The organism is Halobellus marinus (assembly GCF_032113415.1).
Taxonomy (GTDB): Archaea; Halobacteriota; Halobacteria; order Halobacteriales; family Haloferacaceae; genus Haloquadratum; species Haloquadratum marinus.
This window is the reverse complement of sequence record NZ_CP134946.1, coordinates 3,079,970-3,103,296: the sequence shown is the minus strand read 5'-3', so window position 1 is coordinate 3,103,296 and position 23,327 is coordinate 3,079,970. Positions and strand designations below refer to the sequence as shown.

Genomic DNA, 23,327 nt, shown 5'->3' with positions numbered 1-23,327 from the left:
GCCGATGGTCCGGGTGAAGATCTGCGGCGTCACAAGCGAGTCGGACCTGCGGACCGTCGAAGCGGCGGGCGCGGACGCCTTCGGTGTGATTGCCGACGTTCCCGTCGAGACGCCGCGGGAGGTGTCGACGGAGAGGGCAGCGGAGTTAGTCGACGCCGCCCCGCCGTTCATCACGGCCACGCTCGTGACGATGCCCGAGACGCCCGAGGAGGCAATCAGCGCGGCCGAACTGGTCGCCCCCGACGTACTCCAACTCCACGGCGACTTCTCGGCCGAGGAACTCCGTTCCATCCGCGACGCCGTCACGGCCGACCTCGTGGCCGTCGTCGACGCCGCAAAAGCCGACCGCGCTCGGTCGGTCGCGCCCGCGGTCGATGCGGTCCTCGTCGATTCGATCGACGACGCGGGCGCGGGCGGCACCGGCGAGACGCACGACTGGGCGGCGACCGCTGAGGTGGTGGCGACGCTCGATGTGCCCGTCATCCTGGCCGGGGGGCTGACGCCCGACAACGTCGCGGAGGCGGTGTCGACCGTTCGTCCGTTCGCGGTCGACGTCGCCAGCGGCGTCGAGCGCAGCGGGGGCGTGAAAGATGCCGAGGCCGTCCGCGCGTTCGTCGCCAACGCGTCCGGCGCGGTCGATTCGAGTGGGTCGGAGGAGTCTGATCCAGCGGCCGCAGAGGGGGTGTCGTCGTGACCGACATCGACGCGCCGCTCTCACAATCCCGGAGGGGGTTCGTCGAGACTGTCGAAGCGGCGACGGATGGCAACGACGGCCCGGTGGTCGCACACGTAACTGCGGACCTCCCCGAAGTCACGCCGCTCACCGCCTACGCCGCGCTCTCGGGGCAGAGCGACTACGGGTTCCTGCTCGAAAGCGCCGAGAAGACGCCGTCGAGCGACCCCGCGGGCGCGTTCGCGCCGGAGCACGCGACGGCGGACCGCCACGCCCGCTTTTCATTTGTCGGCTACGATCCCGACGCGGTCATCACGGTCGATCCCGACGGCGTCGAGATCGATCGGCTCGGCGGCTGGGCGGCCGAGTACGCGGGCGGCGTCGGTGAGGCGGCCGCAGACGCTGAAGCAGTGGACGACGAAGCCGCCGACCCGGACGTCCTCGATCGACTCCGCGGGGCGTTCCCGACGCTCCCTCGGGTTGGATTCCCGGACGACGACCGTCAGCAACTCCGCGGCGGCCTCGTCGGCTTCCTCGCGTACGAAGCCGTCTACGACCTCTGGCTCTCAGAGGTCGGCGTCGAACGCCCGGAGACCGACACGCCCGACGCGCAGTTCGTCCTCACGACGAAGACGCTCTCGTTCGATCACGCGCGCTCGTCGGTCTCGCTCGTGCTCACACCCGTCGTCGATCCCGACGACGACCCCGGCGCGGTCTACGACGACCTGCAGGCGGAGGCCGACGAGGTAGCGGCCACGCTCGCGGCGGCGTCAGCCCCCGAGACCGGCGGATTCGTCCGTACGGGCGAGTCGGCCGGCCCGAAAGACGAGTACGAGGCGGCCGTCCGGGCGACCAAAGAGCACGTCCTCGACGGCGACATCTATCAGGGGGTCATCTCCCGCGTCCGCGAACTCCGCGGCGAGATCGATCCGGTCGGCCTCTACGAGGCGCTCCGGGAGATCAACCCGTCACCGTATATGTACCTGCTCCGGCACGACGACCGGCACATCGTCGGCGCGAGCCCCGAGACGCTCGTGTCCGTCACCGGTGACCGGGTCGTCTCGAATCCGATCGCGGGGACGTGTCCGCGCGGGACGAGCCCCGTCGAGGACCGCCGCCTCGCCGGCGAGATGCTCGCGGACGGCAAGGAGCGCGCCGAGCACACGATGCTCGTCGACCTCGCGCGCAACGACGTCCGCCGGGTCTCCGAACCGGGGTCCGTCCGCGTCGAGGAGTTTATGAACGTCCTGAAGTACAGCCACGTCCAGCACATCGAGTCGACCGTGACGGGGACGCTCGCGGGGAGCGACAGCGGAGCGAGCGCCGGGACGACGACCGGTGAGCAGGGAGCAGACGCCTTCGATGCGACCCGGGCGACGTTCCCGGCGGGCACGCTGACTGGGGCCCCGAAGGTCCGGGCGATGGAGATCATCGACGACCTCGAAACGATCCCGCGGGGCGTCTACGGCGGCGGCGTCGGCTACTACTCGTGGTCCGGCGACGCCGACTTCGCGATCGTGATCCGGACGGCGACTGTCGCCCGCGACGGCGACGAGGACGTCGTCTCGGTCCGTGCGGGCGCCGGCATCGTCGCCGACAGCGATCCCGAGTCCGAGTACGAGGAGACCGAACAGAAGATGGACGGCGTCCTCTCGGCGATCGAGCGGATCGAGGAGGAGGCCGACGGCGGTGATGCGGACGAGCGGACCGACGCGGACGAGGGAACCGACTCTGATGCCGACGCCGACGAACGGGCCCCCTCGGAGGAGGTGCTCCGATGACGCTCACGCTCCTCGTCGTCGACAACTTCGACTCCTTCACGTACAACCTCGTGGAGTACTTCTCCGAGCAGCGCGTCGGCGGCGAGCGCGTCGAGGTGGTCGTCCGGAAGAACACCGCCTCGCTCGAAGACCTCCGCGAGATCGATCCCGACGCGATCGTCATCAGCCCCGGTCCCGGCCATCCGAAGAACGAACGAGACGTGGGCGTGACGACCGAGGTGTTGCAGACCCTCTCGCAGACGATCCCGACGCTCGGCGTCTGCCTCGGCCTCGAAGCGGCCGTCTACGCCTACGGCGGCGAGATCGGCCACGCGCCCGAACCGATCCACGGCAAGGCCTACCCCGTCGACCACGACGGCCGCGGCGTGTTCGCGGGACTCGACGACGGCTTCCAGGGCGGTCGCTATCACTCCTTGATCGCGACGTCCGTCCCCGACTGTTTCGAGGTGTCGGCGACGACGCCGCACGCCGTTTCCGACGACGCCGACTCGGCAGGCGAGGCTGCCAGTGATGATCCAGCAGACGACGTTGCGACCGGGGAAACCGGCGCGGCGACGGAACTCGTGATGGGTATCCGGCACCGCGAGTACCCGATCGAGGCGGTCCAGTTCCACCCCGAGTCGGTGCTCACGGGCGTCGGTCACGACATCGTCCGGAACTTCATCGACGAGTGGGTGCTCGGGCGGTCGGTCGGCGAGACCGTCGAGATCTGAGACGGGGACGCTCGGTAGTGTCCGCTTCAGCCGAAGAGAGGCGAAATCGCCCCGCTACAGTACGTTGATGCCGAAGAACGAAAGCAGCAGCAGCGCCCCAACCACGACGGCCGCGATGGTGACGAGCCGCCACGCGACCTTCAGTGCGACGCGACCGACCAACACGACGACCGCGATCGCGACGATGACAGCGAGGGCCTGTCCGAGTGGCTCCGACAGAAGCCCTCCGAGTTGCAGAGGCGCGAGCGACGCCGCGGCTGACCCGAGTAGGGATACCATACCCCTGCTACTGCCGGACAGAGGCATAAGTCTGTGGGGGGTCGCCGGCGTTGCGTTCGGTGATTTGATCGATTGCTATTCGCGAATCAATAAGCTTTGTGATGATTTGAGCCCTCGATCCGGGCTGCGAGTGGCGCTGCTTCCACGGCCGCCAGCCGGGAACGAGCCGATGACCACGACCTCGCCGGCCGTCGTGACCCCTCCGGTTCGGTTGGATTATCGCAAGACTGCGGGGATTTCTCCGGGGCAATTTTCCACTTTCACTTCGGTCTGAATACCTTGATAATCCGCCAACCCCAACGTTGCGCCGTCACGTCACACGCGTGGCGCAGCCGGTGGGGGGAGGGATATCGGAGCTGATACTTATCGAGGCAAAACCCGGATCCCGAAGCCTTAACCGACCTGCCACACTCACAAGCCATCGTTACAAATGACCGGAATCGTCACAGCGACCACGCCGACATCGCCCGGTGTGACCACACTGGGCCGGAGGAACAGCCGATGAGTGAAACGCCCGCGAGAGTGGACGATCTGACGCTCCCAGTCAAGCGGACCGACGGGGACACACTCGAGGAGCGACTCACCGCGAACGCCTACCACAACATTCTGCCGGCGCGGTACCTCCGCAAGGACGCCGAGGGCGAACCGATCGAGTCCCAGGAAGACCTCTTCCCGCGCGTCGCGAAGAACGTCGCCCTCGCCGAAGCCGTCTTCGAGGCGGAGAATCAAGACGTCGAGATCACCGTCACGCCCGATCAGCTCAAGCCCGATCACCCCCGACGGGACGAACTCGCCGAGGAGGTGTTCGGCAAAGGCGTCGACGCCGACGCCGACGCGGAGACGACGCTTTCGGTGTACAACGTCAACAAGTTCGCCTACGACACCATCGTCCCCGAACTCCCCGAGGACGTCCGCGAGACGGTCGAGACCACGCGGGAGGAGTTCGAGTCGCTGATGGACTCGCTTTCCTTTATGCCGAACTCGCCGACGCTGATGAACGCCGGCGACGAGCTCCAGCAGCTCTCGGCGTGTTTCGTCGACTCGCCGGAGGACGACATCGACGACATCCACCAGACCGCAAAGGAGGCCGCACAGGTCTTCCAGTGTCTGACCGAGGACGCGACGGTCGCCGTCGAGGGGAAAGGCGTTGTCTCCATCGCTGACGTCGAACCCGGCGATCGGATCGTCCAGCGGGACGCCGACGGCCACCGCGTCCGAACCGTCGACGAGGTTCACGCTTACGACGACGCGCCGACGAAACGGCTCGTCACAGAGGGCGGTGTCTCGGTCCGGGGAACGCCGAACCACCGGCTTCTGGTCGACGACGAATGGCGCGAGATCGACGACGTTGAACCGGGTGAGACGCTCTCGATCAGACTCGGCTGGCTCACGGACGAGGACGCGACGGAGCCGCTGGAAACCGTCGCGGCCGGCGGCCAGTGGGAGAACGCCCGGACCGTCTCGAACGAGGCGATCGCGGAGCTTCACGCCGACGGACACAGCGACTACGAAATCGCTGCGGCGCTCGACTGCTCGCCCTCGACTGTCCAGCGCCGTCGCGCCAACGAGCTCGATCTCCCGGCGAACGGAAGCGGCGGCCGACCCGCCGGCACGAGCTTCGACGAGGACGCGTTCGACACGCTCTACGACAAAGGAGGTTCGGACAGCGAGATCGCCGCGGCGCTGGATGTCAGTCCCGCGACGATCCAGCAGCATCGGAGCGCCCGGAGCCTGGAACCGAACGGGCAGCCGGTCAAGACGGTGACCCAGCCCGAGGAGCTGACCGCCGAGCTCGCGGAACTGCTCGGAATCTGGATCGGCGACGGATCGGTCCATCAGGACGGTATCCGCTTCCACGTCAACCGCGAGGACGTGCTCAACCACATCGACACGCTCTCGCGTGACCTCTTCGACGTCGGGATCGACTACACCTGGTCCGAGGGCTGCTACGAAGCCGTGATCCACAGCCACGAGATCAAGCGCTTCTGGCTCCGGAACTTCGGCGACGCCAAACCCTCCTCGGCGGAGGCGTGCGTCCCCGACTCCATTCGGCAGACGGACCACGAGCGCGTCTGCGCGTTCCTCCGCGGGCTGTTCTCGACCGACGGGACGCTCACGAAGGGACGCTACCCGCGGCTCTACAGCGCCTCCGAAGAACTCATCGAGGAGACGCTGCAGCTGCTTCTCGGCGTCGGCATCCCGGCGACGAAGTGGGAGTGGGAGAACGACGACCGCGAGTACTTCAGCGTGGCCCCGACCGATTCGACCGGCCTCGAACGCTTTGCGGCCGACGTAGGCTACGTCGACACCCGTTCGACAGAGCTGTCGGCGTCGCTCTCCGAAACCCCGCCGGGACCGACGCAGTGCGGCACCGTCGTCGACGGACACACCTGGGAACAGGAGGTCGTCGCCGTCGAGGACACCGAGTCCGAAACCGTCTACGACGTCACCGTCGCCGAAAATCACGAGTACGTCGCAAACGGCGTCGTCTCGCACAACAGCGGCGGCGGGATGGGGTATGCCTTCTGGCGACTCCGCCCCTACGGCGACCCCGTCGGTTCGACCGGCGGCATCGCCTCCGGGCCGATCACGTTTATGCGGACGTACGACCAGCTGTGTGAGACGATCGCACAGGGGGGTGCGCGCCGCGGCGCCCAGATGGGCGTAATGAGAGTCAGTCACCCCGACGTCATCCAGTTCCTGCACGCGAAGAACAAGGACGTCTCGCTTGCGCACACGCTCCGTCTCAACGACCCCGACGACTTCACGCACAACTCCTTCCAGGACGCACTCGAGGAAGCGCGGGAACTCATCGACGACGAGGGCCGCGTCCCCAAGCACCTTCGAAATGCGGTCGAGGGTCACCTCTCGAACTTCAACATCTCCGTGGGGATTACAGACGAGTTCATGGACGCGCTGGAGGCGGGCGAGGAGTTCACGTTCACGAACCCCCGCACTGAGGAACCGCACGTCGCCACGCCCGAGACCAAGGAACTGTACGATATGTTCGGCCTCGGGGAGCACGTGGAGGTCGGCGAGGAGCTTTCGATCCCCGCCGAGAAGCTCTGGGATCAGATCGTCGACGGCGCCCACGAGAACGGCGAACCGGGCGTCATCTACCTCGAACGGGTGAACAAGCAGCACTCCTTCGACGTCGACGAGCATCCGGAGCATCGGATCCTCGCGACGAATCCGTGCGTTACGGGAGAAACGCGGATCAGTACCGAGAATGGGCTCGTTCCGGCCGAAGAACTCTACGAGGAGGGCTTCGCTCGCGATGTCGTCGTCGACGGTCGGCTCAGCGAGGATCGGGTGAAGGAAGCGAGTAGCGTCTACAAGACCGGCGAGAAGGACGTCTACGAGCTAACGACAGCCGAGGGGTACGAACTCAGGCTGACTGATGACCACCGCGTGATGACCGACGAAGGGTGGGTCGACGCCGGCGAGTTGGAGCCGGGCGACACCGTACACGTCCAGAACCGAAAGGGCGAGTTCGGTCAGCACGGCTCCGCTTCGGAGGGACGGGTCCTCGGGTGGCTGGTCGGCGACGGCCACTTCAAAGACGGTGAAGAGCGGGCCGTACTCAACTTCTACGACGAGGACACGGCCGTATCCGAAGCATTCGCCGAGGACGTCAACGACGTCGTCAGGGAACCGCTCGGTAACGCCGACTACGAGGTCGGCGTGAGTGAAATCGCACGCAGCGACGGCTACCGAGGCGCCGGGGCGGTCGAACAGCGGATCCGCTCGGCTCGGCTCTACGAGTATGCCGAGACCGCCGGGCTAGTCGACGAGAAGCTACGGGTTCCCGACGCCGTCGAGCGGGGCAGCGAGGAGATGGCCCGCGGATTCCTCCGGGCGCTCTTCAGCGCCGACGGCCAGGTTTCGGGGACCGTCGAAAAAGGCGTCTCGGTTCGGTTGACGAGCACGAGCACCGACCTGCTCAAAGACGTTCAGCGACTGCTCCTCAACTTCGGCGTCTTCAGCAAGATCTACGAAGACCGCCACGAAGCAGGCGAAAGCGAACTTCCGGACGGGAACGGCGGCACAGCGATGTACGAGACGCAGGCGGATCACGACCTCGTCATCGCGAAGGAGAACCTCGTCCGCTTCGCGGAGGAGATTGGTTTCCTCCTCGACTCGAAGACCGAAGCACTCGAATCCCGGCTCGACGACTACGACCGCGGCCCGTACGCCGAGCGCTTCGAGGCCACCGTCGAGTCCGTTGAGTACGACGGTCACGAGGCCGTCTACGATCTGACGGAGCCCGACACCAATTCGTTCGTCGCGAACGGGCTCGTGGTCCACAACTGCGGCGAGCAGCCGCTCGAGGAGTACGAGGCCTGCAACCTCGGCCACATCAACCTCTCGACGCTCGTCGACTTCGGCGCGCCGGACTGGCGCGTTTGGTACGACAACAACGGCGACGAGTACGACGAGTTCGGCGAGGCCGTCGACGCGTTCCTCGCGGAGGCGATCGACTGGGAGGAGTTCGACTACCGTATCGACCGCGGGACGCAGTTCTTAGAGAACGTCGTCACGATGTCGGACTTCCCGGTCCCGGAGATCGAACAGAAGGTCCGCGAGATGCGGAAGATCGGCCTCGGCGTGATGGGGCTGGCGCAGCTGTACATCCAGCTCGGCATCCAGTACGGCACGGAGGCGGGCAACGAGGTCGCCCGCCAGCTGATGACCCACATCAACCACGAATCGAAGTGGAGCAGCCACGAGCTCGCCGAAGAGCGCGGCACCTTCGCCGACTGGGAGGATTCGAAGTACGCCGATCCGACGGAGTACCGCGAGTGGTTCGAGCACCACACCGGCCTCGACGCCGACGAGTGGGCAGAGGGGTTCCCCATCCGGAACCACAACACGACCACTGTGGCGCCGACCGGCACGACTTCAATGGTCGGAAATACGACAGGTGGGATCGAGCCGATCTACAACGTCGCCTACTACAAGAACGTCTCCGACGACGTCCAGGGCGACGAGATGCTCGTCGAGTTCGACGACTACTTCCTCCGCGTCCTGGAGGACAACGACATCGACGTCGCGGCCGTGAAGAAAGAGGCGCAAGAACAGATGGCCGAAAACGAGTTCGACGGCGTCTCCTCGCTGTCGACCGTACCGGATGCCATCTCTGAGCTGTTCGTCGTCACCGGCGACCTCTCGGGCAAACAGCACGCCGCGGTGCAGTGTGCGACCCAGGAGGGCGTCGACTCGGCCATCTCGAAGACCTGCAACTTCCCGAACACCGCGACGAAGGAGGATATGGACGAGGTCTACCGCTACATCTACGAGAACGGCGGGAAGGGCGTCACCGTCTACCGGGACGGCACGCGCTCGAAGCAGGTCCTCACCACTCGCGCGCAGAACACCGACTTCGCCGACGAGAACGAGGCCGCCGAGACACTCGTCGAGCAGATCGAGGAGGTCTTCGGCGGCCTCGACGGCTTCCTCGAAAACGACGCCGTGCAGGACGCCCTCGACCGCGAGGTCGAGCGCCTGCTGTCGGCGGCGGACGGCGAGACCGACCTCGGCAAGAAGCGCCCGCGGCCGGACGTCCTCTACGGCGTGACTCAGCGGATCGACACGGGCTACGGCAAACTGTACGTCAACATCAACGAGGACGAACACGGCCAGCCCTTCGAGCTCTTCGCGAACATCGGCAACTCCGGCGGCTTCACCGCCTCCTTCACCGAGGCGCTGGCGAAGACCATCTCGACGGCGCTCCGGTCGGGCGTCGATCCGAGCGAGATTGCGAGCGAACTGCAGGGCATCCGCAGCCCGAAAGTCGCCTGGGACAAGGGCGAACAGATCAACTCCATCCCGGACGCCATCGGGACCGCGATGCGCCGGTATCTCGACGGCGAGATCGAGAAGGGATACCCACAGCAGCAGAACCTGACGGAACTCTCCGAGGACGCAGAGGCGACGATCGGACGCGAGACCGACGGCGGCGCCGCCGTCGACGTCGAGGACGCAGACGTCGGCGTCGAACCGAACCAACCCGAGGTCGGGGAAGCGGACGTGACGGACGCACCCGGTGACGCTGCCGACGCGATGGACGACCTCCTCGCGGCCGGCGAGAGCCCCGAGTGCCCCGAGTGCGGCAGTATGTCGCTGTACTACTCGGAGGGCTGCAAGACCTGCGAGTCCTGCGGCTGGTCCGAGTGCTGAGATAGTACTCCCGCCACGCGGGAGTCTTAGCACGGTTCTCAAACCGTCCGATTGTCGCAGATCGGGTCGTTCAGTTCAGACGAACGCTATATCACGGCCATCCCGTGACTATCCATACCCTGTCAAGAACCGCCTGCTGAACATAGGGGTTATATCTATCAGTTAGTATCCCTTGATCTCGCACTCATTCGGATGAATCACCTGCTCAGTAGCTCAATTGGTCACATCCGATCGTTGATAATCTCAAGACTCTCGTCACTAACGTCACTTGGACTATCTGAATAATGCATCTCTTGCAATGCTTCAAGAACCGGCTTCGCATCTTCTACACTATCAGATAGCAGTATCGCAAGAAGCTCATTTAAACCGCCAACTCCCGTAGAGGCACCGATCATAGTGTCACAATTGGGACATACCAACTCCATTGCGTCACTGTTACTGTTCATAACATTAGGCTCATCGAATTCCGCCTCACAATGAGGACACTTTGCCGAGTCGACTACTTTGCTTTCGTCCACGTCCATAGTCCACCTTCCGGAAGGCGTATCATAAAAAACCCGCCATTTAGAGACTCTCCACGCCCACTCCTCGTCGGGGCTCGGAAACGAGATACTAACCCCGCCTCGGTACGACGGCGATCGTAGGAACTCAGTTTCGACATCCCAACGGTCGCAGACGGTAGAGTGCTGTATTCGAACTGTTTATTCAGCGCAGTTCTCTGGATGCCGACAACATTTGATAGGATATCCAATAAGGGGTTCGCAGGCATATTCTAACAGCTAATTTAGCTTTTAAGGCCGTGAAATAAACACCTGGCAAGAACTCTACCACACTTTAGCTCCGCAACGCGAACCTTCTTGTCGACCGCGGCCGGCGATTTCTGTATGGACGGGGGCGAAAAGAGGGCCGACACCGAGACGCCGCCGGGTCGCCCGTGTCCGCTCTGTGAGCAGCCGATGGCCCGCCGTCACTGCAAGTACGTTTGTCCCGAACACGGCGTCGTCTACGACTGCAGCGACACGTTCTGGTGACCGGTCGCTGGACTGGCCCGTTCACAAAGATACCAAATCCGACACCCCGCCGCAGTCGTCCGGTAGCGCGTCCGCGCCCAAACGACCCTAAATGAATCTACTGGCCGATACTGCTGCCGCTATGCGATTTGCTCCCCAGGCGGCGAGAAGGATTATATGACTTCGGTTCGTTCTCTCAATTGAGAGATGAGAGGCCCGACGGCACGGCGACGAGACGCCCTGAGCCCCGATACGTGACGATGGTCAAACAGGAACAGATCCGACAGAGCAAGGCGATCCAGCGGCAAACCGGAAAGACGTTCCACCTTGCGACGCGCGTCCTCCCCGAGCGCGTCCGACACGACACGTACGTGTTGTATGCGTTCTTCCGGGTTGCCGACGAGGTCGTGGACGCAGAAGACACGGCCCCGCCAGAAGAACAGCGGCAGCGCCTGGAGACGCTTCGCCGGCAGGCGCTCGGCCGCGAGTCGACCGACGATCCCGTCCTTTCGGCCTTCGCTGAGGTTCGCGAGCGACACGGTATCCCAGACTCCGACGTCGACGCGTTCATCGACGCGATGCTCGCGGACATCGAGACGGATCGCTACGAGACCTACGCGGATCTGGAGGCGTATATGGACGGCTCCGCCGCCGCCGTCGGCCGGATGATGACCGAGATTATGGAGACCGAGCGGACCGAGGAGGCGCTGCCGCACGCCACGGCGCTCGGCGAGGCGTTCCAGCTTTCGAATTTCCTCCGTGACGTCCGGGAAGACGTCGTCGAGCGTGATCGAATCTACCTCCCACAGGAGACCCTCCGCGAACACGGTGTCACCGAAGCACAAGTGGTGAACTTCGAGTACGACGAGAACTTCCGGGCCGCGATGGAGGCGGAGATCCGCCGGGCGGAATCGCTCTACCGCGAGGGCGTCGAAGGTATCAGGTACCTCCCCGAGGACTGCCAGTTCGCGGTCCTGCTGGCGGCGGTACTCTACGCGGATCACCACCGCGAGATCCGCCGCCTCGACTGCGACGTCCTCTCGACGACGCCGTCGCTTTCGACCACGCGAAAACTGTCTCTCCTGGCGAAAACCCGGCTGTTCTGGGCGATCGAGCGGGACCCGGTCGCGGTGTTCCGGCGGGTCAGCGTCGTTCCATACCCCGAGGAGAGTGAAGCCACGCACGGCCCCGGCCACTCGGGACCGACGACGGAACGGACGGGCGTCGGGCGGTTCGGCGGGTGGGTCTCCGGCTTGCTCCGGAGTGCCACCCGCAGCGAATAACGGAGCCGAGCCACCGATTTTCCTTGCCGACGGAGTTGAATCAGGTACTTTCCTTACTGCCAGAGCAGCGGAAACTCGTCCAGCGGCGTGTCGAACCGATCCGTCCACAGCAGTCCGATCCCGAACAGCCCGGCAACCGCGACCGGCAGCCAGTTGCCGAACCACGCGTTGATCCCGCCCCAGAGGATGACAAAGGAGACCAGATCGTCGAGGAGGAACTCACACTCGTCGAGTCTGGCTACCAGCGCCTGGCCGTCGTACCCCTGATCGAGCGCGAGGACGGCGACCGTCGCTGAGACCACCCAGCCGGCGTAGTTGGAGAGCGGCACGTCGTAGAACGCCCCACCCGCCGGATACACCCAGAAGCCGAGCGCGACCGCGCCGGGATCCAAAACGACGTCCATCGCCAGCACGGCAGCGATGACTGCAGAGAGGCGAACCGCCGCCTGCGCAGCTCGGTCGCCGAGCAGCAGCAGACAGAGGAGATAGGCGTTCATCACCAGCGGGATGAAGAAGATCGGGAGTCCCAGCGGGACGCCGGCGACGATCGGCCCGAGATCGACGCCGTAGAAGAACTCGCCGTAGGGGACGCCCGTATGAACGCCCAGATACTCGATTCCGTACGCGTACAGCGTCAGTGCGCCGACCCAGGCGGCCGCCCGGCGGTCGGTCAGCGGGAGCACACCGACGATGAGCGGCGAGCGCATCACTGCCGTCCCCAGAAGAATCAGGAACCCGTTGAACGCGAGCGGCGCCGGGAGGAGGCCTTCAGCGCTCGCGAGCAACAGGACGATGCCGTTCAGCGGAAAGAACACCGAGATGGTGAAGCGGTTCTCGCGAACGAGTCGCTCCAGCCGCGTCTCCCACTCCGCGCGCGTTCGGGGCAGTCGGCGGCGCAGCGACGCAGCTACAGCGGCTTCGCCGCGGTCACGCATGGACGAGCCTCCAGAGCGCCCCGAGCGTGAGGAGCGTTCCGACCGCAGTGTTGAGCGCGGGGAACCACCAGTACGCGCGGTCGACGGCGACAGACGACAGCCCGACGCCGAGCACCATCAGCGGGTACGCGGCGAGCACCAATCCCAGGCGGACGTCCACAAGGCCGAAGACGACCGCGGCGGCGAGCCAGCAGCCGAAGCAGTACGCGAGCGTTCGGGACTCGCCGAGCATCGTCGCTGTCGTCCGGATGCCCGCGGCCCGGTCGGGTTCGATGTCAGGGATGGCCGAGAAGGTGTGCATACCCATCGTCCACAGCCACGCGCCGGCGAGCGCGGCAAGGGGCGGCTGCGCCCCTGCGACGGCAGCGTAGGCGGCCGCCCCCGGGAGGATGTACAGACCGTTCGAAAGCGAGTCGAAGACCGGCGTGGTCTTGAACCGCAGCGGCGGCGCCGAGTACTGAAACCCCAGGAGGAAAAAGCCCGCCAGGTACGGCCAGGCGACCTTCGGGGTGAGCGCGAACGTGACCGCGCCAAGGAGCGTCGACGCCACGATGACGACCGCGACGATGGGGTCTCCCTGCCAGCGGGCCTCTTTTGCTTCCTTCTTCGGGTTGTCGGTGTCGACGTCAGCATCGAAGACGTCGTTGATGCCGTACAGGAAGACGTTCGCCGGGAGCAGAAAGTACGCGAAGAGGGGAATCGTCGTTTCCGTGAACAGGTCGGCCGTCGTCCCCGCCCCGTAGGCGACCCCGACGACGACTGGACCGGCCAGATACAGCCAGAAACGCGGCCGCGACAGCGTCAGCAGGTAGCGGAGGCGACCGAACATCCCTACGTCGCCCGTTCGGCCATCGCTTCGGCGGTCAGCTGCCCACTGATGAGGCACATCGGCACGCCGATGCCCGGCGTGGTAAAGGCGCCGGTGAAGTAGAGCCCGTCGACGGCCGAGGAGTGGTGCGGCGGCCGGAACAGCGCCGTCTGCCGCAGGGTGTGTGCGAGGCCGAGCGCGGTCCCCTTCGTGCTGTTGTACCGGTCGGCGAAGTCGTTCACGCAGAAGGACTCCTCGACGACGATCCGATCGCGGAGGTCCACGCCCGTGTTGGCCTCGATGTCGTCCAAAACGAGGTCGCGGAACTGTTCTCGGCGCTCGGGGGTGTCTTCCAGCCCCGCGGCGATCGGGACCAAGGCGAACAGGTTCGAGTGCCCGTCGGGCGCGACGCTGTCGTCGGTCTCGGAGGGGACACAGAGGTAGTACGCCGGGTCCTTGGGCCAGGAGGGGTCCTCGAAGATCCGCTCGAAGTGGTCGTCCCAGTCGGTCGGGAGTATCAGCGTGTGGTGTTCCAGCGGGTCGACGTCGCCCTCCACGCCGAGATACAGGAGAAACGCCGAGGGTGCGTACGTCCGCGACTCCCAGTAGTCGGCGTCGTACTGGCGTTTCTCCGGCGGGAGCAGTTCCATCTCGGTGTGGCGGTAGTCGGCGTTGCTGACGACGGAATCCGAATAAAACTCCTGTCCGTCCTCTGTCCGCGTGACGAAGGCGCCCTCGCGGCCGCGGATCTCCGAGACCGGCGTGTCGGTTCGGAAGTCCACTCCCAGCTCCTCTCCGAGGTCGACGATGCCGTCGACGACGCCGCCGAGGCCGCCCTCGGGGTAGTAGACGCCCATATTGAAATCGACGTGGCTCATCAGGTTGTACAGCGCCGGCGTGTTGTTCGGCGCGCCGCCGAGAAACACCAGCGTGTACTGCATTATCTGCTGCAGTTTGGGGTGATCGAAGTACTTCTCGACGTGGTCCTGCATCGAGCCGAGCAGCGAGAGCCCCCGGGCGTGTCTAGCCACGTTCCAATCGAGGTAGTCCGACAGCGACGTGCGGTCCTCGTAGACGAAATGTTCCATCCCGATCTCGTAGTTCTCCCGGGATTTCTCCAGATAGTCCTCGAAGCGCTCGCCGGCGCCGGGTTCGTAGGACTCGAAGATTTCCTTGTTCCGCTCTCTGTCCGGCACCATATCCACGCTGTCGTTGTCTTTGAAGAAGATCCGGTAGTGCGGATCGAGCCGCGTCAGGTCGTAGTAGTCGGACGGCTCGTGGTCGAAGTGCCCGAAGAATCGCTCGAAGACGTCGGGCATCAGATACCAGGAGGGGCCCATATCGAACCGGAACCCGTCGACTTCGAGGCGGCTGGCTCGGCCGCCGAGTTGGTCGTTCTTTTCTAGGAGTGTCACGTTCGCGCCGACGTCGGCCAGGTAACACGCAGTCGAGAGTCCACCGAACCCGCCGCCGATCACGGTCACATCGGCATCGGCGAGCGAGCGGAGATCCGCCGGAGAGTCCATATCGATCGATAGGGGCGTGGAAAATATAAAACGACTGACCGAGCGTTCCACAATTCCGGCGACGGCGGCCACCGATTGCAGGGGTTTCGAGAACTGGTCGCCGCCGGGGGCATCCTTCGGAAACCAGCCGCCGCACCGGCAAGAATCTTTAGGCACAATCGGTCCCAAACGACTGGTATGGAACTCACCGACGCGACGGTCGTTGTGACCGGCGCGAGCCGCGGGATCGGACGGGCACTGCTCTCGGCGTTCGCCGCCCAGGGTGCGACCGTGGTCGGTTGTGCGCGCGACGCCGAGGCGTTAGCAGCGGCGGTCTCCGCGGCCGAATCTGACGGGGACGCTGCTACCGAATCCGAAGGGGACGCTGCTACCGAATCCGTCGGCGGCGACGCGGCCGACGACGGCTCGCCGACAGTGCAAGGAGTCACCGCCGACGTCAGAAACGAGGCCGCTGTCGGTCGCCTGATGGAGACCGCCGACGCGGTCGGCGACACCGACGGGATCGACCTCTTGGTCGCCAACGCGGGTGTCAAACTCGGCGCCTCGGGCGAGTCGCCGATCCACGAGGAGCCGTACGACCGCTTCGACGACACGCTCGCGACGAACCTGCGCGGCGTCTTCGCCACCGCGAAAGAAGCGATCGAGCGGATGCCGCCCGAAGGTCGCATCCTCGTCCCCTCGGGGTCGATCGCAGTCGATCCGAAACCCGGGATGGGCGCATACGCCGTCTCGAAAGGCGCTGTCGAAACGCTCGTTCGGCAACTGGCCGTCGACGCCGAGCAGACGGCCGCCGTCGTCGATCCGGGACTCGTCGATACCGATCTGAGTGCGTCCGGCGGCCGCAGCCCTGACGACGTCGCCCCGATGTTCGTCTGGGCCGCAAGCGAGGCAGCGGGCGGAGAAATCGACGGCGAGCGCGTCGATCTCCGGCTTTGGAAGCAGGCGACGCGCTCGCGATAGGTGCGGCTTGTTATAGAGGCGGCTCGCGATAAATGAGGCTTGTTATAGGGGCGACTCGCGATAGGTGCGGCTCGCGACAGCGATGGCACTTCTGCCTGTCGTGGGAGATGGAGTAGTAAACCCCCCACTCAGATAATAACGCGAATGTTATTAACCAAGAGTATCGAGTTCATATTGTGACCCGAATCTCTCGCGTCGGGGTCGTCGCGACCCTGACGCTCGTCGTGTTGTCCGCACTCGCCGTACTCCTGGAGACGTCCAGTGCGGGGAAACTTGTCGGAATCTCGTGGGTCGCGTTTCTCGCAATGGCGCTGGCAGCGCCGTTCGGTGCGCGCTCCGACGACGACAGCGCGGGGACACTCGTGTGGGGATACGGGCTGGCCGCGGGCGCGATGGTAACGAGCGCTGCCGTGTTTCTGGTGCCCCAGGCGATCAGCCAACATCCGCAGTGGGGCGGATTCGGCATCGCGTTCGGTCTGCTTGCGGGCTTTGCGTCCCACAGCATCGGCCATCGGCTGTCGCATCTGAATCTCCCGATGGACCGGACGGTCGCGGAACTGACCGCCCACGCGTTCTCCGCGGGGGCGATTATCGGCATCATCTACGGGAATATGCCGGCGCTCGGTCCGCTTTTGGGACTGGCCATCGTCTCCCACAAGGGGCCGGCCGGCTACGCCGCCGCGCGACGACTCGCGAACGCGGGCCGCGATCCGTCGGTGTTGTTGCTACCGGCGACGGGCGTCGGAATCGGCGCGATCGTGACCTCGCTGATCGCACTGCCGGTGACGGGATCGACCCGTGGAATCGTCTTCGGGTTCGCGGCCGGCGTCTTCCTCCACGTGGCGATGGACTTCCTGCCGCGATGTGAGATCGGCAGCGAGATCCACGGGCTGCTGTCGGTCTCGGGCGACGCCCACGCCCTCCTCGATCGCCTTCGCCTCCATGCGGTCGCCTCAACGTCGATGGGGGGCCTCGCGGTGCTTTTCGCGTGGCTCGTGATCGCGTGACCGTTGACTGATCATCGCCAACTGGGATTGACAGGTACACCTATGCCGCCCAGCGGCGTTTTGCCGGTATGGAGTCCAGAACACTCGCCTCCGCGGCAGCGGCGGGCATCGCCGCGTTGCTGGTGACAGTGGTCGCCGTCACGGAGCTACTGCTGCCGATCGTCGAGTTCTCCGTGCTCGTCGGGTTGCCGGCCGGTATCGCGGTCGGCGTCGCCGTCGCTGCGGCCGTGTTGTTACGATCCGGCGAGGAATCCCGTCGGCTGGGCCGCTCGCTCGCGGCGTTCGTGGTCGTCTTTCTCGCGGTCTTGGCTGTCGGCGTCGTCCTCGCCGGCCCGCGGACCAGCATCCTCGCTGGGTCAGTCGCCGGTGTCGCGTTGGGGATCGTGGCCGGAATCGCGATGTTCTTGCTCTCCGGTTCGCGGTCCTGACGGACTCGCCCTGAGGTGGCGAGATCCGGCGGTCGCCTGATACTGGTTACAGTGCATTTTAATGTCGTGCGGTTACCCCAGTATACCTATGAATATCTCCGCGATTGTCAGCGAAGACGTCGTGACAGTCGATATCGAAGACACCATCCTCGACGTCGCCACCGTGCTCCGTGAGGAGCGGGTCGGGAGCGCAGTCGTGCTGAACGCCAACGGTGAGGTAGCGGGGATGGTCACGGACCGCGATCTCGTCGTTTACGGGCAGATGTACGCCGACTCGCTCGATCAGACCCTCGTTAACGAGGTCCTCACGGTCGACGTTGTCTCTGTCTCCCCCGACACCAGCATCGAGGCGGTGACAGAAACGATGCGCGAGGAAGGTGTGCGGCGGGTGCCGGTCGTCGAATACGGCGACTTACACGGGATCGTGACGCTCGACGATATCGTTGTCCACCTCGCCGGGGAGCTGGACAACCAGAAGCTCCGGAACATCGCAGCCGTCATCGAGAGCGAATCACCGACACGGTCGGCGGATAGTCTCGAAAGCGAGACCGAGTGACTTCGCTGAACGCTCTCGGCAACAAGGTGGACTCTCGTTACAGCGGTAGCGAGGCGAAAGCCCACCCGTTCACAGACTGATACGACGGCGCTGTCGTCCGCATCTGTCACCTCTGGGACTGCAGAACCGACATCGCGGTCCCTCTCCCGACCGAGATCTTACGGCCGGCCAGAGGGAGGTGCCTTTTTGGTCCCGCCACGCGCCCCTCGTAGTATGACGACCTACGTACTCGCGACGAACCACGTCGACACCAGCGCCCGGGTGTGTGATTACCTGGTCGACCGCGTCTCCCGGAGCGACACCGTCCACGCGGTCAACTCCCTGCCCGGCGGCGACGACACCGACAGCCAGGACGTCCGGGACGGCGAGGAGGCGCTGACCGTGGTCTCCTCTCGACTCGGCGCGCTCACGACGGTCGAGACCCACCAGTTCGTTCGGGGCAAAGATCCATACGAGGACATCCTCGCGAAGGCCGACGACGTCGACGCCGACGAACTGGTCATCGGTATCCGCAAGCGCAACCCGACCGCGAAGGTCGTCTTCGGTAGCACCGCCCAACGGACGCTGCTGCACTCCGATCGACCCATCGTCGTCATCCCGCTCGAAGAGATCGACTGACGCCGTCTTCCCGCTCGAAGAGATCGACTGACCTCGCCTCTCTGCTCGATAGACTCGACTGACGCCGTCTTCCCGCTCACTGGTGAGCGACGGCGTCCGCTCGGTCTCTCCGTAACGACGCCAGTGATGGCGTCCGTCGACGGGTAACATCTAAGGTCCAGTCCTCGGTTGTAGAGTGTGTATGCAAATCACAGAAGGGAGCTTCGAGATCGAGACGGGCGACGTCTTCGACATCCAGAACGTCACCCCACAGGTCGAGGCAGTCGTCGAAGACACCGGCGCGGAAGACGGCCTCGTGTACGTTTCGACGCCGCACACGTCGGCCGCCCTCTCGACGAACGAGTACGAGACGAAGTTGCTCTACGATATGATCGATTTCTTCGAGGAACTCGCACCCCCGGATGCGGGATACGCCCACGACGTCGACCACTACGAACGCGACGAACAGCCCAACGCCCACGCACACATCCTCTCGGCGATGATAAAGCGGCCCGTCCTCCTGATGCTCCGGGACGGTGAACTCGATCTCGGCACGTGGGAGGAAGTGATGTTCTACGAGCTGTGTGGCCCGCGCACTCGCACCGTCGACGTCGCAGTACTTCGCTGAGCACCGATAGCTTTTCTTTTCCTGCCCGTGCAGTTCATTCTGAGATATGTTCACACGATTCGGTGACTCTGTCGTCGTTGCGATCGACCACGGCCTCCACTGGGGCGTCTTCGAGGGCTTCGAGGACCCGGAGGAAACGCTCGAACTCGTCCTCGAGAGCGGACCGGACGGAATCCTGGCGAGCGTTCCGTTCCTGCGTCGGTTCGAGGAAACGATAAACGACTACGACGTCGCGACGATCGCGACGCTCGATTTGCTCCACGACTCGACGCTTCCGGGCGACCACGAGGACCAGGAGATCCACCGCCAGGTGTTCAGCGTCGATGCCGCGGCCGAACTCGGTGCCGACGCGATGAAAGTCGCGCTCGTCTACGGCCGCGAGGACGTCGGCGTCCTCGAAGAGAACGTTCAGTTCGTCGCTGATGCGGCCGAGCGCGGCGAGGAACTCGGGATTCCACTGGTCGTCGAACCGACTCTATGGGGCCAACGGGCCGACGACGAACTCGACCCGTCGTATCTCGCCGACGCCAACCGGATCGCGTTCGAACTCGGCGCCCACATCCTCAAGAGTCCGTACCCGGGCGAAGGAGCGTTCGATCCGATCGTCGAGAACGCGCCGCTGCCCGTCTACATCGCGGGCGGTCCCCCTGTCGAGACGGACGTCGAGGTACTGGAGATGGTACGCGGGGCCGTCGACGCCGGGTCGTGCGGCGTGATGTTCGGCCGTAACGTCTGGCAACGTGATGACCCCTCGGCCATCATCGACGCTCTCAAAGCCATCGTCCACGACGACGCGACAGTCGACGACGCGGCGACTCACCTCACGGAGTAACCGATGAACCTCGAATACCCCTACTTCCAGATCAACTTCAAGATATACCCCGGAACGACCGGCGAGGACGGCCTCGAATTCGCTCGTCTCATCGAACGCGTCGAACGGGAGACGGGCGCAAACTTCGTGTTGACACCACAGATTCCCGACATCAGACTCATCGCCGAGGAGACGGACCTCACGGTGACCGCGCCCTATATGGACGCCGTCGAACCCGGCCGCGGGATGGGGCGTATCCTTCCGGAGACCATTCGGGAGGCGGGTGCGGAGGGCGTCGTCATCAACCACGCCGAAAACCGAGAGACACTCGCGGATCTCGCCCGAAAGATCGAGCGCTGTCGGGAGGTCGGCCTCGACTCCATCGTCTGTGTCGACAGCATCGCGATGGGCGAGGCCGTCGCGCCGTTCGACCCCGACTCCGTGGTCTTCGAGAAACCGGAGGACATCTCGACGGACCGCGCCATCACGCAGACCCATCCGGACCTCGTCCGGGAGTTCATCGATGTGATGGCCTCGGAGAACGAACGGACGAAAGTGCTCGTCGGCGGGGGCATCGGGTCGGCCGACGACGTCCGTCTCGCCTTCGAACAGGGAGCAGACGCCACCGGCGCCGCCTCGGCCGTCTCACTCGCGGATGACCCCGAGACGCTTTTGACCGAGATCGGGAACGTCTTTCCGTAGCAGGTTCCCGCCTGGAGTGTACCGACGCAATCTTTTTCGCGGTATACGACAACAATAGGCGTGAAGTATGCCCGATAAAAAGAACATCCTCGTCGTCTGTGGAACCTCAGTCGCAACGTCGACCGTCGTCAAAGAGGCGCTGAAGAACAAACTGCCGGAACGGGGAGTCGAGATCGGAAACATCGCGAAGGCCAAAGCCACCGAAGCCCAAGGGAAAGCCTCCTCCGGCAACTTCGATCTCATCGTCACGACGACGTCGCTCAACGAAGATAAATTCGACATCCCGATCATTCACACGACGGCGTTTATGACGGGAATCGGTGAAGACGAGGAACTGGACAACATCGCAGAAGCCCTCAAAAACTCGTAGTCGGATAGCACTCTCTTCTTCGGAGCGTGTCGGTAGGGGCGACCCACCTGAGGGTCAAAGAGGACGAGGAAACCACCGTCAACGGTGTCCCAACCCTCTGATTCCGCTGGATATGTCCGGGTCGGGGTCGATACACGGGACGTGTTTGGGTCGGGGGTGGCACATCGGACTCGTTTGAGGGTCGATGCGCCGGACGTGTTTGGGTCGGGGGTGGCACATCGGACTCGTTTGAGGGTCGATGCACCGGACGTGTTCGGGTCGAGGGCGGCACATCGGACTTGTTCCTGGGTCGGCACGCCGAGTCCGTTACACCTGGTTCGACTGGATGACGGTGTCATTTGCCCCACCGCCGCTCTGTCCTCCCGGTCAGTATCGGCACCTGTGAGAGACGTCGACGACATTCGCCCGGTGACACGTTCTCTCGGCTTGATCCACCGTCCGACACCGGCGCTGCTTACGTCTTGGAGATCATACACACTCCTCATCCGTGGTAATGTTTATTACATATGTTTCCCGATATTGAACTTGGGTGTCAATGCCCATGGTACTACAAACCGTGGCGATGCAAGCGGGGTTGAGCTCGATTCTGAACACAGTCAACGACGTCATCCAGGGTCTCGGACCGACTGTCCTGTTGCCCATTATCATCTTCGTCATCGCGATGGTGTTTCGCGTCCCGTTGGGACGGGCCGTCCGCTCGTCCGTCCTCATCGGTGTCGGCTTCCAGGGGATCTTCCTCGTACTGGGGCTCTTCTCGGACAACATCAGTCCACTCGCACAGCGGATGGTGGAGGTCACGGGCATCTCTTTGCCTGCCGTCGACGTCGGGTGGCCCGCCGCGGCCGCCATCGCCTTCGGGATCGCAGAGATCGGTGTGTGGATGATCCCCGTCTTCGTGGTATTGAACCTCGCCCTGTTCGCCATCGGGTTCACGTTCACGCTCGACGTGGACATCTGGAACTACTGGCACTTCGCGTTCATCGCCGGCCTGGTCTATATGGTGACGGACTCGCTCATCTACTCGTTCGCGACGGGGCTGACGCTCGGTCTGTTCGTGTTGGTGGCGGCCGACTGGACGCAACCGGCGGTCGAGGAGACGTTCGACACCGAGGGCATCTCTATTCCACACGGCGGGTCCGTCCCCTTCGCGATCGCTGCGATTCCGATAAACTGGGTGATCGACCAGACGCCGCTCGGTAACGTCGACGCCGATCCCGACTCGGTCCAGGACAAACTCGGCCTGTTCGGCGAACCGATCTTCGTCGGCCTCATCCTGGGTATCCTCCTCGGAATCGCCGCCTACAGCAACGCGCTGTTTGAGGCGAGCAGTTGGTACACCATCCTCGGTGCCGGTGTCGCGTTCGCCGCCGTGATGTACATCCTGCCGATGATGGTCGGCATCCTGATGGAGGGACTGACGCCGCTCTCGGAATCCATCCGCGATTATATGACTTCCCGATTCGAAGGGCGGGACTTCGCTATCGGTCTCGACTCGGCCATCCTCATCGGCCACGAGTCGACCATTGCCGCGAGTCTCATTATGGTCCCCATCGCCATCGTGATGTCGATTATCCTCCCCTTCAACGATATGCTGTGGGGAGTCGACCTCGCTACCTTCCCGTTCCTGCTCGCCCTGATGGTGCCCATTATGGACGGGAACGTGGTCAAGATGGTCATCTCGATGACCGTCCTCCTCATCCCGCTTCACTACATCGCGAGCCAGGTTGCACCGGCTATGACGCGAGCCGCGGGCCAGGCCGGATTCGATCTAGGCGGCAACGACCTCATCACGGCCGGGAGCGACCCGGGGTCCCCCGCGACTGGAATCCTGATGCTCGGTGAACCCGCCGGTCTCATCGCCGGCCTCGTCGTCACGCTTGCGTGCTGGCTCGCACTCCGGACGTGGCCCAAGCGGATGTACATGGTCGCCGGCGCGTCCGAGGAGAAAGCCCAAGAGACGGTTCGTATCCGGCACAGTGGCCCCTCTGCGGGTATCCTGCCCAACAAGATCGGCGGGGAGCCCGAAGTCGTCGAACCCGAACCCGAAGACGAACCGGCCACCGACGACTAAACGCTGTCT

21 protein-coding genes are annotated in these 23,327 nt (G+C 64.4%); 16 read left to right on the top strand and 5 right to left on the bottom strand.

Going from position 1 to position 23,327, the window contains the following annotated elements:
- Positions 1-4: 4 nt before the first annotated feature.
- Genes RJT37_RS15375 through RJT37_RS15365 form a run of 3 tightly spaced genes read left to right on the top strand, consistent with a single transcriptional unit; the run spans position 5 to position 3,167 of the window.
- Positions 5-694 (top strand): phosphoribosylanthranilate isomerase, encoded by a 690-nt coding sequence (locus tag RJT37_RS15375; RefSeq protein WP_313685834.1) that lies wholly within the window; start codon positions 5-7, stop codon positions 692-694.
- Positions 691-2,454 carry an anthranilate synthase component I gene (gene trpE / locus RJT37_RS15370; protein WP_313685832.1) on the top strand — a complete coding sequence of 588 codons (1,764 nt, stop codon included), beginning with the start codon at positions 691-693 and terminating at the stop codon, positions 2,452-2,454. The genes RJT37_RS15375 and trpE overlap by 4 nt, the downstream gene beginning before the upstream one ends.
- Positions 2,451-3,167, top strand: coding sequence for a glutamine amidotransferase-related protein (locus RJT37_RS15365; RefSeq protein ID WP_313685830.1), 717 nt, complete (start codon positions 2,451-2,453; stop codon positions 3,165-3,167). Before trpE ends, RJT37_RS15365 begins: the two co-directional genes overlap by 4 nt.
- Positions 3,168-3,221: 54 nt before the next feature.
- On the opposite strand, the gene RJT37_RS15360 is transcribed toward RJT37_RS15365, so the two are convergent.
- Entirely contained in the window at positions 3,222-3,446 is a 225-nt protein-coding gene (locus tag RJT37_RS15360) for a DUF8029 family protein (protein WP_313685828.1), read from the bottom strand.
- A gap of 501 nt (positions 3,447-3,947) precedes the next feature.
- Between RJT37_RS15360 and RJT37_RS15350 the strand changes: the two genes are divergently transcribed.
- Positions 3,948-9,626: an LAGLIDADG family homing endonuclease gene (locus RJT37_RS15350; protein ID WP_390209049.1), complete on the top strand. Its 5,679-nt coding sequence runs from the start codon at positions 3,948-3,950 to the stop codon at positions 9,624-9,626.
- A gap of 221 nt (positions 9,627-9,847) precedes the next feature.
- Here the strand turns inward: RJT37_RS15350 and RJT37_RS15345 are convergent, their stop codons facing one another.
- Entirely contained in the window at positions 9,848-10,150 is a 303-nt protein-coding gene (locus tag RJT37_RS15345) for a hypothetical protein (protein WP_313685826.1), read from the bottom strand.
- Positions 10,151-10,510: 360 nt separating this feature from the next.
- Here RJT37_RS15345 and RJT37_RS15340 point away from each other — a divergent pair, with 360 nt between their 5' ends.
- The gene (locus RJT37_RS15340; RefSeq protein WP_313685824.1) at positions 10,511-10,657 is read left to right on the top strand and encodes an HVO_2523 family zinc finger protein; all 147 of its coding nucleotides are present in this window, start codon (positions 10,511-10,513) and stop codon (positions 10,655-10,657) included.
- Between the two features lie 239 nt (positions 10,658-10,896).
- Complete coding sequence (locus tag RJT37_RS15335; protein ID WP_313685823.1) at positions 10,897-11,919, top strand: phytoene/squalene synthase family protein; 1,023 nt, start codon at positions 10,897-10,899, stop codon at positions 11,917-11,919.
- Between the two features lie 53 nt (positions 11,920-11,972).
- Here RJT37_RS15335 and cruF read toward each other — a convergent pair whose 3' ends face one another.
- The 3 genes from cruF to RJT37_RS15320 are packed head-to-tail and all read right to left on the bottom strand — an operon-like array spanning position 11,973 to position 15,188.
- Positions 11,973-12,854 carry a bisanhydrobacterioruberin hydratase gene (gene cruF, locus RJT37_RS15330; RefSeq protein ID WP_313685821.1) on the bottom strand — a complete coding sequence of 294 codons (882 nt, stop codon included), beginning with the start codon at positions 12,852-12,854 and terminating at the stop codon, positions 11,973-11,975.
- Positions 12,847-13,683, bottom strand: coding sequence for a prenyltransferase (locus RJT37_RS15325; RefSeq protein WP_313685819.1), 837 nt, complete (start codon positions 13,681-13,683; stop codon positions 12,847-12,849). Before RJT37_RS15325 ends, cruF begins: the two co-directional genes overlap by 8 nt.
- 2 nt (positions 13,684-13,685) lie before the next feature.
- The gene (locus tag RJT37_RS15320) at positions 13,686-15,188 is read right to left on the bottom strand and encodes a phytoene desaturase family protein (protein WP_313685817.1); all 1,503 of its coding nucleotides are present in this window, start codon (positions 15,186-15,188) and stop codon (positions 13,686-13,688) included.
- A 177-nt stretch (positions 15,189-15,365) separates the two neighbouring features.
- On the opposite strand from RJT37_RS15320, the gene RJT37_RS15315 reads away from it, so the two are divergent.
- The 10 genes from RJT37_RS15315 to RJT37_RS15270 all read left to right on the top strand — a co-directional run bounded on the left by RJT37_RS15315 (position 15,366) and on the right by RJT37_RS15270 (position 23,318).
- On the top strand, positions 15,366-16,148 hold the full coding sequence (locus RJT37_RS15315; RefSeq protein WP_313685815.1) for an SDR family NAD(P)-dependent oxidoreductase: 783 nt from the start codon (positions 15,366-15,368) through the stop codon (positions 16,146-16,148).
- A gap of 176 nt (positions 16,149-16,324) precedes the next feature.
- A complete protein-coding gene (locus RJT37_RS15310) occupies positions 16,325-17,155 on the top strand; it encodes a ZIP family metal transporter (RefSeq protein WP_313685813.1) in 831 nt (276 codons plus the stop codon).
- Positions 17,156-17,223: 68 nt separating this feature from the next.
- Positions 17,224-17,583, top strand: a complete 360-nt coding sequence (locus RJT37_RS15305) for a DUF8147 domain-containing protein (protein ID WP_313685812.1) — start codon at positions 17,224-17,226, stop codon at positions 17,581-17,583.
- A gap of 88 nt (positions 17,584-17,671) precedes the next feature.
- Positions 17,672-18,139, top strand: coding sequence for a CBS domain-containing protein (locus tag RJT37_RS15300; RefSeq protein WP_313685810.1), 468 nt, complete (start codon positions 17,672-17,674; stop codon positions 18,137-18,139).
- Positions 18,140-18,352: 213 nt separating this feature from the next.
- On the top strand, positions 18,353-18,757 hold the full coding sequence (locus tag RJT37_RS15295) for a universal stress protein (protein WP_311171759.1): 405 nt from the start codon (positions 18,353-18,355) through the stop codon (positions 18,755-18,757).
- Positions 18,758-18,938: 181 nt separating this feature from the next.
- The gene (locus tag RJT37_RS15290; RefSeq protein ID WP_313685808.1) at positions 18,939-19,364 is read left to right on the top strand and encodes a secondary thiamine-phosphate synthase enzyme YjbQ; all 426 of its coding nucleotides are present in this window, start codon (positions 18,939-18,941) and stop codon (positions 19,362-19,364) included.
- Between the two features lie 46 nt (positions 19,365-19,410).
- A complete protein-coding gene (locus RJT37_RS15285; protein WP_313685806.1) occupies positions 19,411-20,196 on the top strand; it encodes a class I fructose-bisphosphate aldolase in 786 nt (261 codons plus the stop codon).
- Positions 20,197-20,199: 3 nt separating this feature from the next.
- Positions 20,200-20,877, top strand: coding sequence for a triose-phosphate isomerase (locus tag RJT37_RS15280; RefSeq protein ID WP_313685804.1), 678 nt, complete (start codon positions 20,200-20,202; stop codon positions 20,875-20,877).
- 67 nt (positions 20,878-20,944) lie between these two features.
- On the top strand, positions 20,945-21,247 hold the full coding sequence (locus tag RJT37_RS15275) for a PTS sugar transporter subunit IIB (RefSeq protein WP_313685802.1): 303 nt from the start codon (positions 20,945-20,947) through the stop codon (positions 21,245-21,247).
- A gap of 541 nt (positions 21,248-21,788) precedes the next feature.
- Complete coding sequence (locus tag RJT37_RS15270) at positions 21,789-23,318, top strand: PTS galactitol transporter subunit IIC (RefSeq protein WP_313685800.1); 1,530 nt, start codon at positions 21,789-21,791, stop codon at positions 23,316-23,318.
- Positions 23,319-23,327: the final 9 nt, after the last annotated feature.

Bases quoted from the DNA above. Each gene is read 5' to 3' on its own strand.
- RJT37_RS15375 (WP_313685834.1), top strand. From the start codon at position 5: ATGGTCCGGGTGAAGATCTGCGGCGTCACAAGCGAGTCGGACCTGCGG.
- RJT37_RS15365 (WP_313685830.1), top strand. From the start codon at position 2,451: ATGACGCTCACGCTCCTCGTCGTCGACAACTTCGACTCCTTCACGTAC.
- RJT37_RS15360 (WP_313685828.1), bottom strand. From the start codon at position 3,446: ATGGTATCCCTACTCGGGTCAGCCGCGGCGTCGCTCGCGCCTCTGCAA.
- RJT37_RS15350 (WP_390209049.1), top strand. From the start codon at position 3,948: ATGAGTGAAACGCCCGCGAGAGTGGACGATCTGACGCTCCCAGTCAAG.
- RJT37_RS15345 (WP_313685826.1), bottom strand. From the start codon at position 10,150: ATGGACGTGGACGAAAGCAAAGTAGTCGACTCGGCAAAGTGTCCTCAT.
- RJT37_RS15340 (WP_313685824.1), top strand. From the start codon at position 10,511: ATGGACGGGGGCGAAAAGAGGGCCGACACCGAGACGCCGCCGGGTCGC.
- RJT37_RS15335 (WP_313685823.1), top strand. From the start codon at position 10,897: ATGGTCAAACAGGAACAGATCCGACAGAGCAAGGCGATCCAGCGGCAA.
- cruF (WP_313685821.1), bottom strand. From the start codon at position 12,854: ATGCGTGACCGCGGCGAAGCCGCTGTAGCTGCGTCGCTGCGCCGCCGA.
- RJT37_RS15325 (WP_313685819.1), bottom strand. From the start codon at position 13,683: ATGTTCGGTCGCCTCCGCTACCTGCTGACGCTGTCGCGGCCGCGTTTC.
- RJT37_RS15320 (WP_313685817.1), bottom strand. From the start codon at position 15,188: ATGGACTCTCCGGCGGATCTCCGCTCGCTCGCCGATGCCGATGTGACC.
- RJT37_RS15315 (WP_313685815.1), top strand. From the start codon at position 15,366: ATGGAACTCACCGACGCGACGGTCGTTGTGACCGGCGCGAGCCGCGGG.
- RJT37_RS15305 (WP_313685812.1), top strand. From the start codon at position 17,224: ATGGAGTCCAGAACACTCGCCTCCGCGGCAGCGGCGGGCATCGCCGCG.
- RJT37_RS15300 (WP_313685810.1), top strand. From the start codon at position 17,672: ATGAATATCTCCGCGATTGTCAGCGAAGACGTCGTGACAGTCGATATC.
- RJT37_RS15295 (WP_311171759.1), top strand. From the start codon at position 18,353: ATGACGACCTACGTACTCGCGACGAACCACGTCGACACCAGCGCCCGG.
- RJT37_RS15290 (WP_313685808.1), top strand. From the start codon at position 18,939: ATGCAAATCACAGAAGGGAGCTTCGAGATCGAGACGGGCGACGTCTTC.
- RJT37_RS15285 (WP_313685806.1), top strand. From the start codon at position 19,411: ATGTTCACACGATTCGGTGACTCTGTCGTCGTTGCGATCGACCACGGC.
- RJT37_RS15280 (WP_313685804.1), top strand. From the start codon at position 20,200: ATGAACCTCGAATACCCCTACTTCCAGATCAACTTCAAGATATACCCC.
- RJT37_RS15275 (WP_313685802.1), top strand. From the start codon at position 20,945: ATGCCCGATAAAAAGAACATCCTCGTCGTCTGTGGAACCTCAGTCGCA.
- RJT37_RS15270 (WP_313685800.1), top strand. From the start codon at position 21,789: ATGGTACTACAAACCGTGGCGATGCAAGCGGGGTTGAGCTCGATTCTG.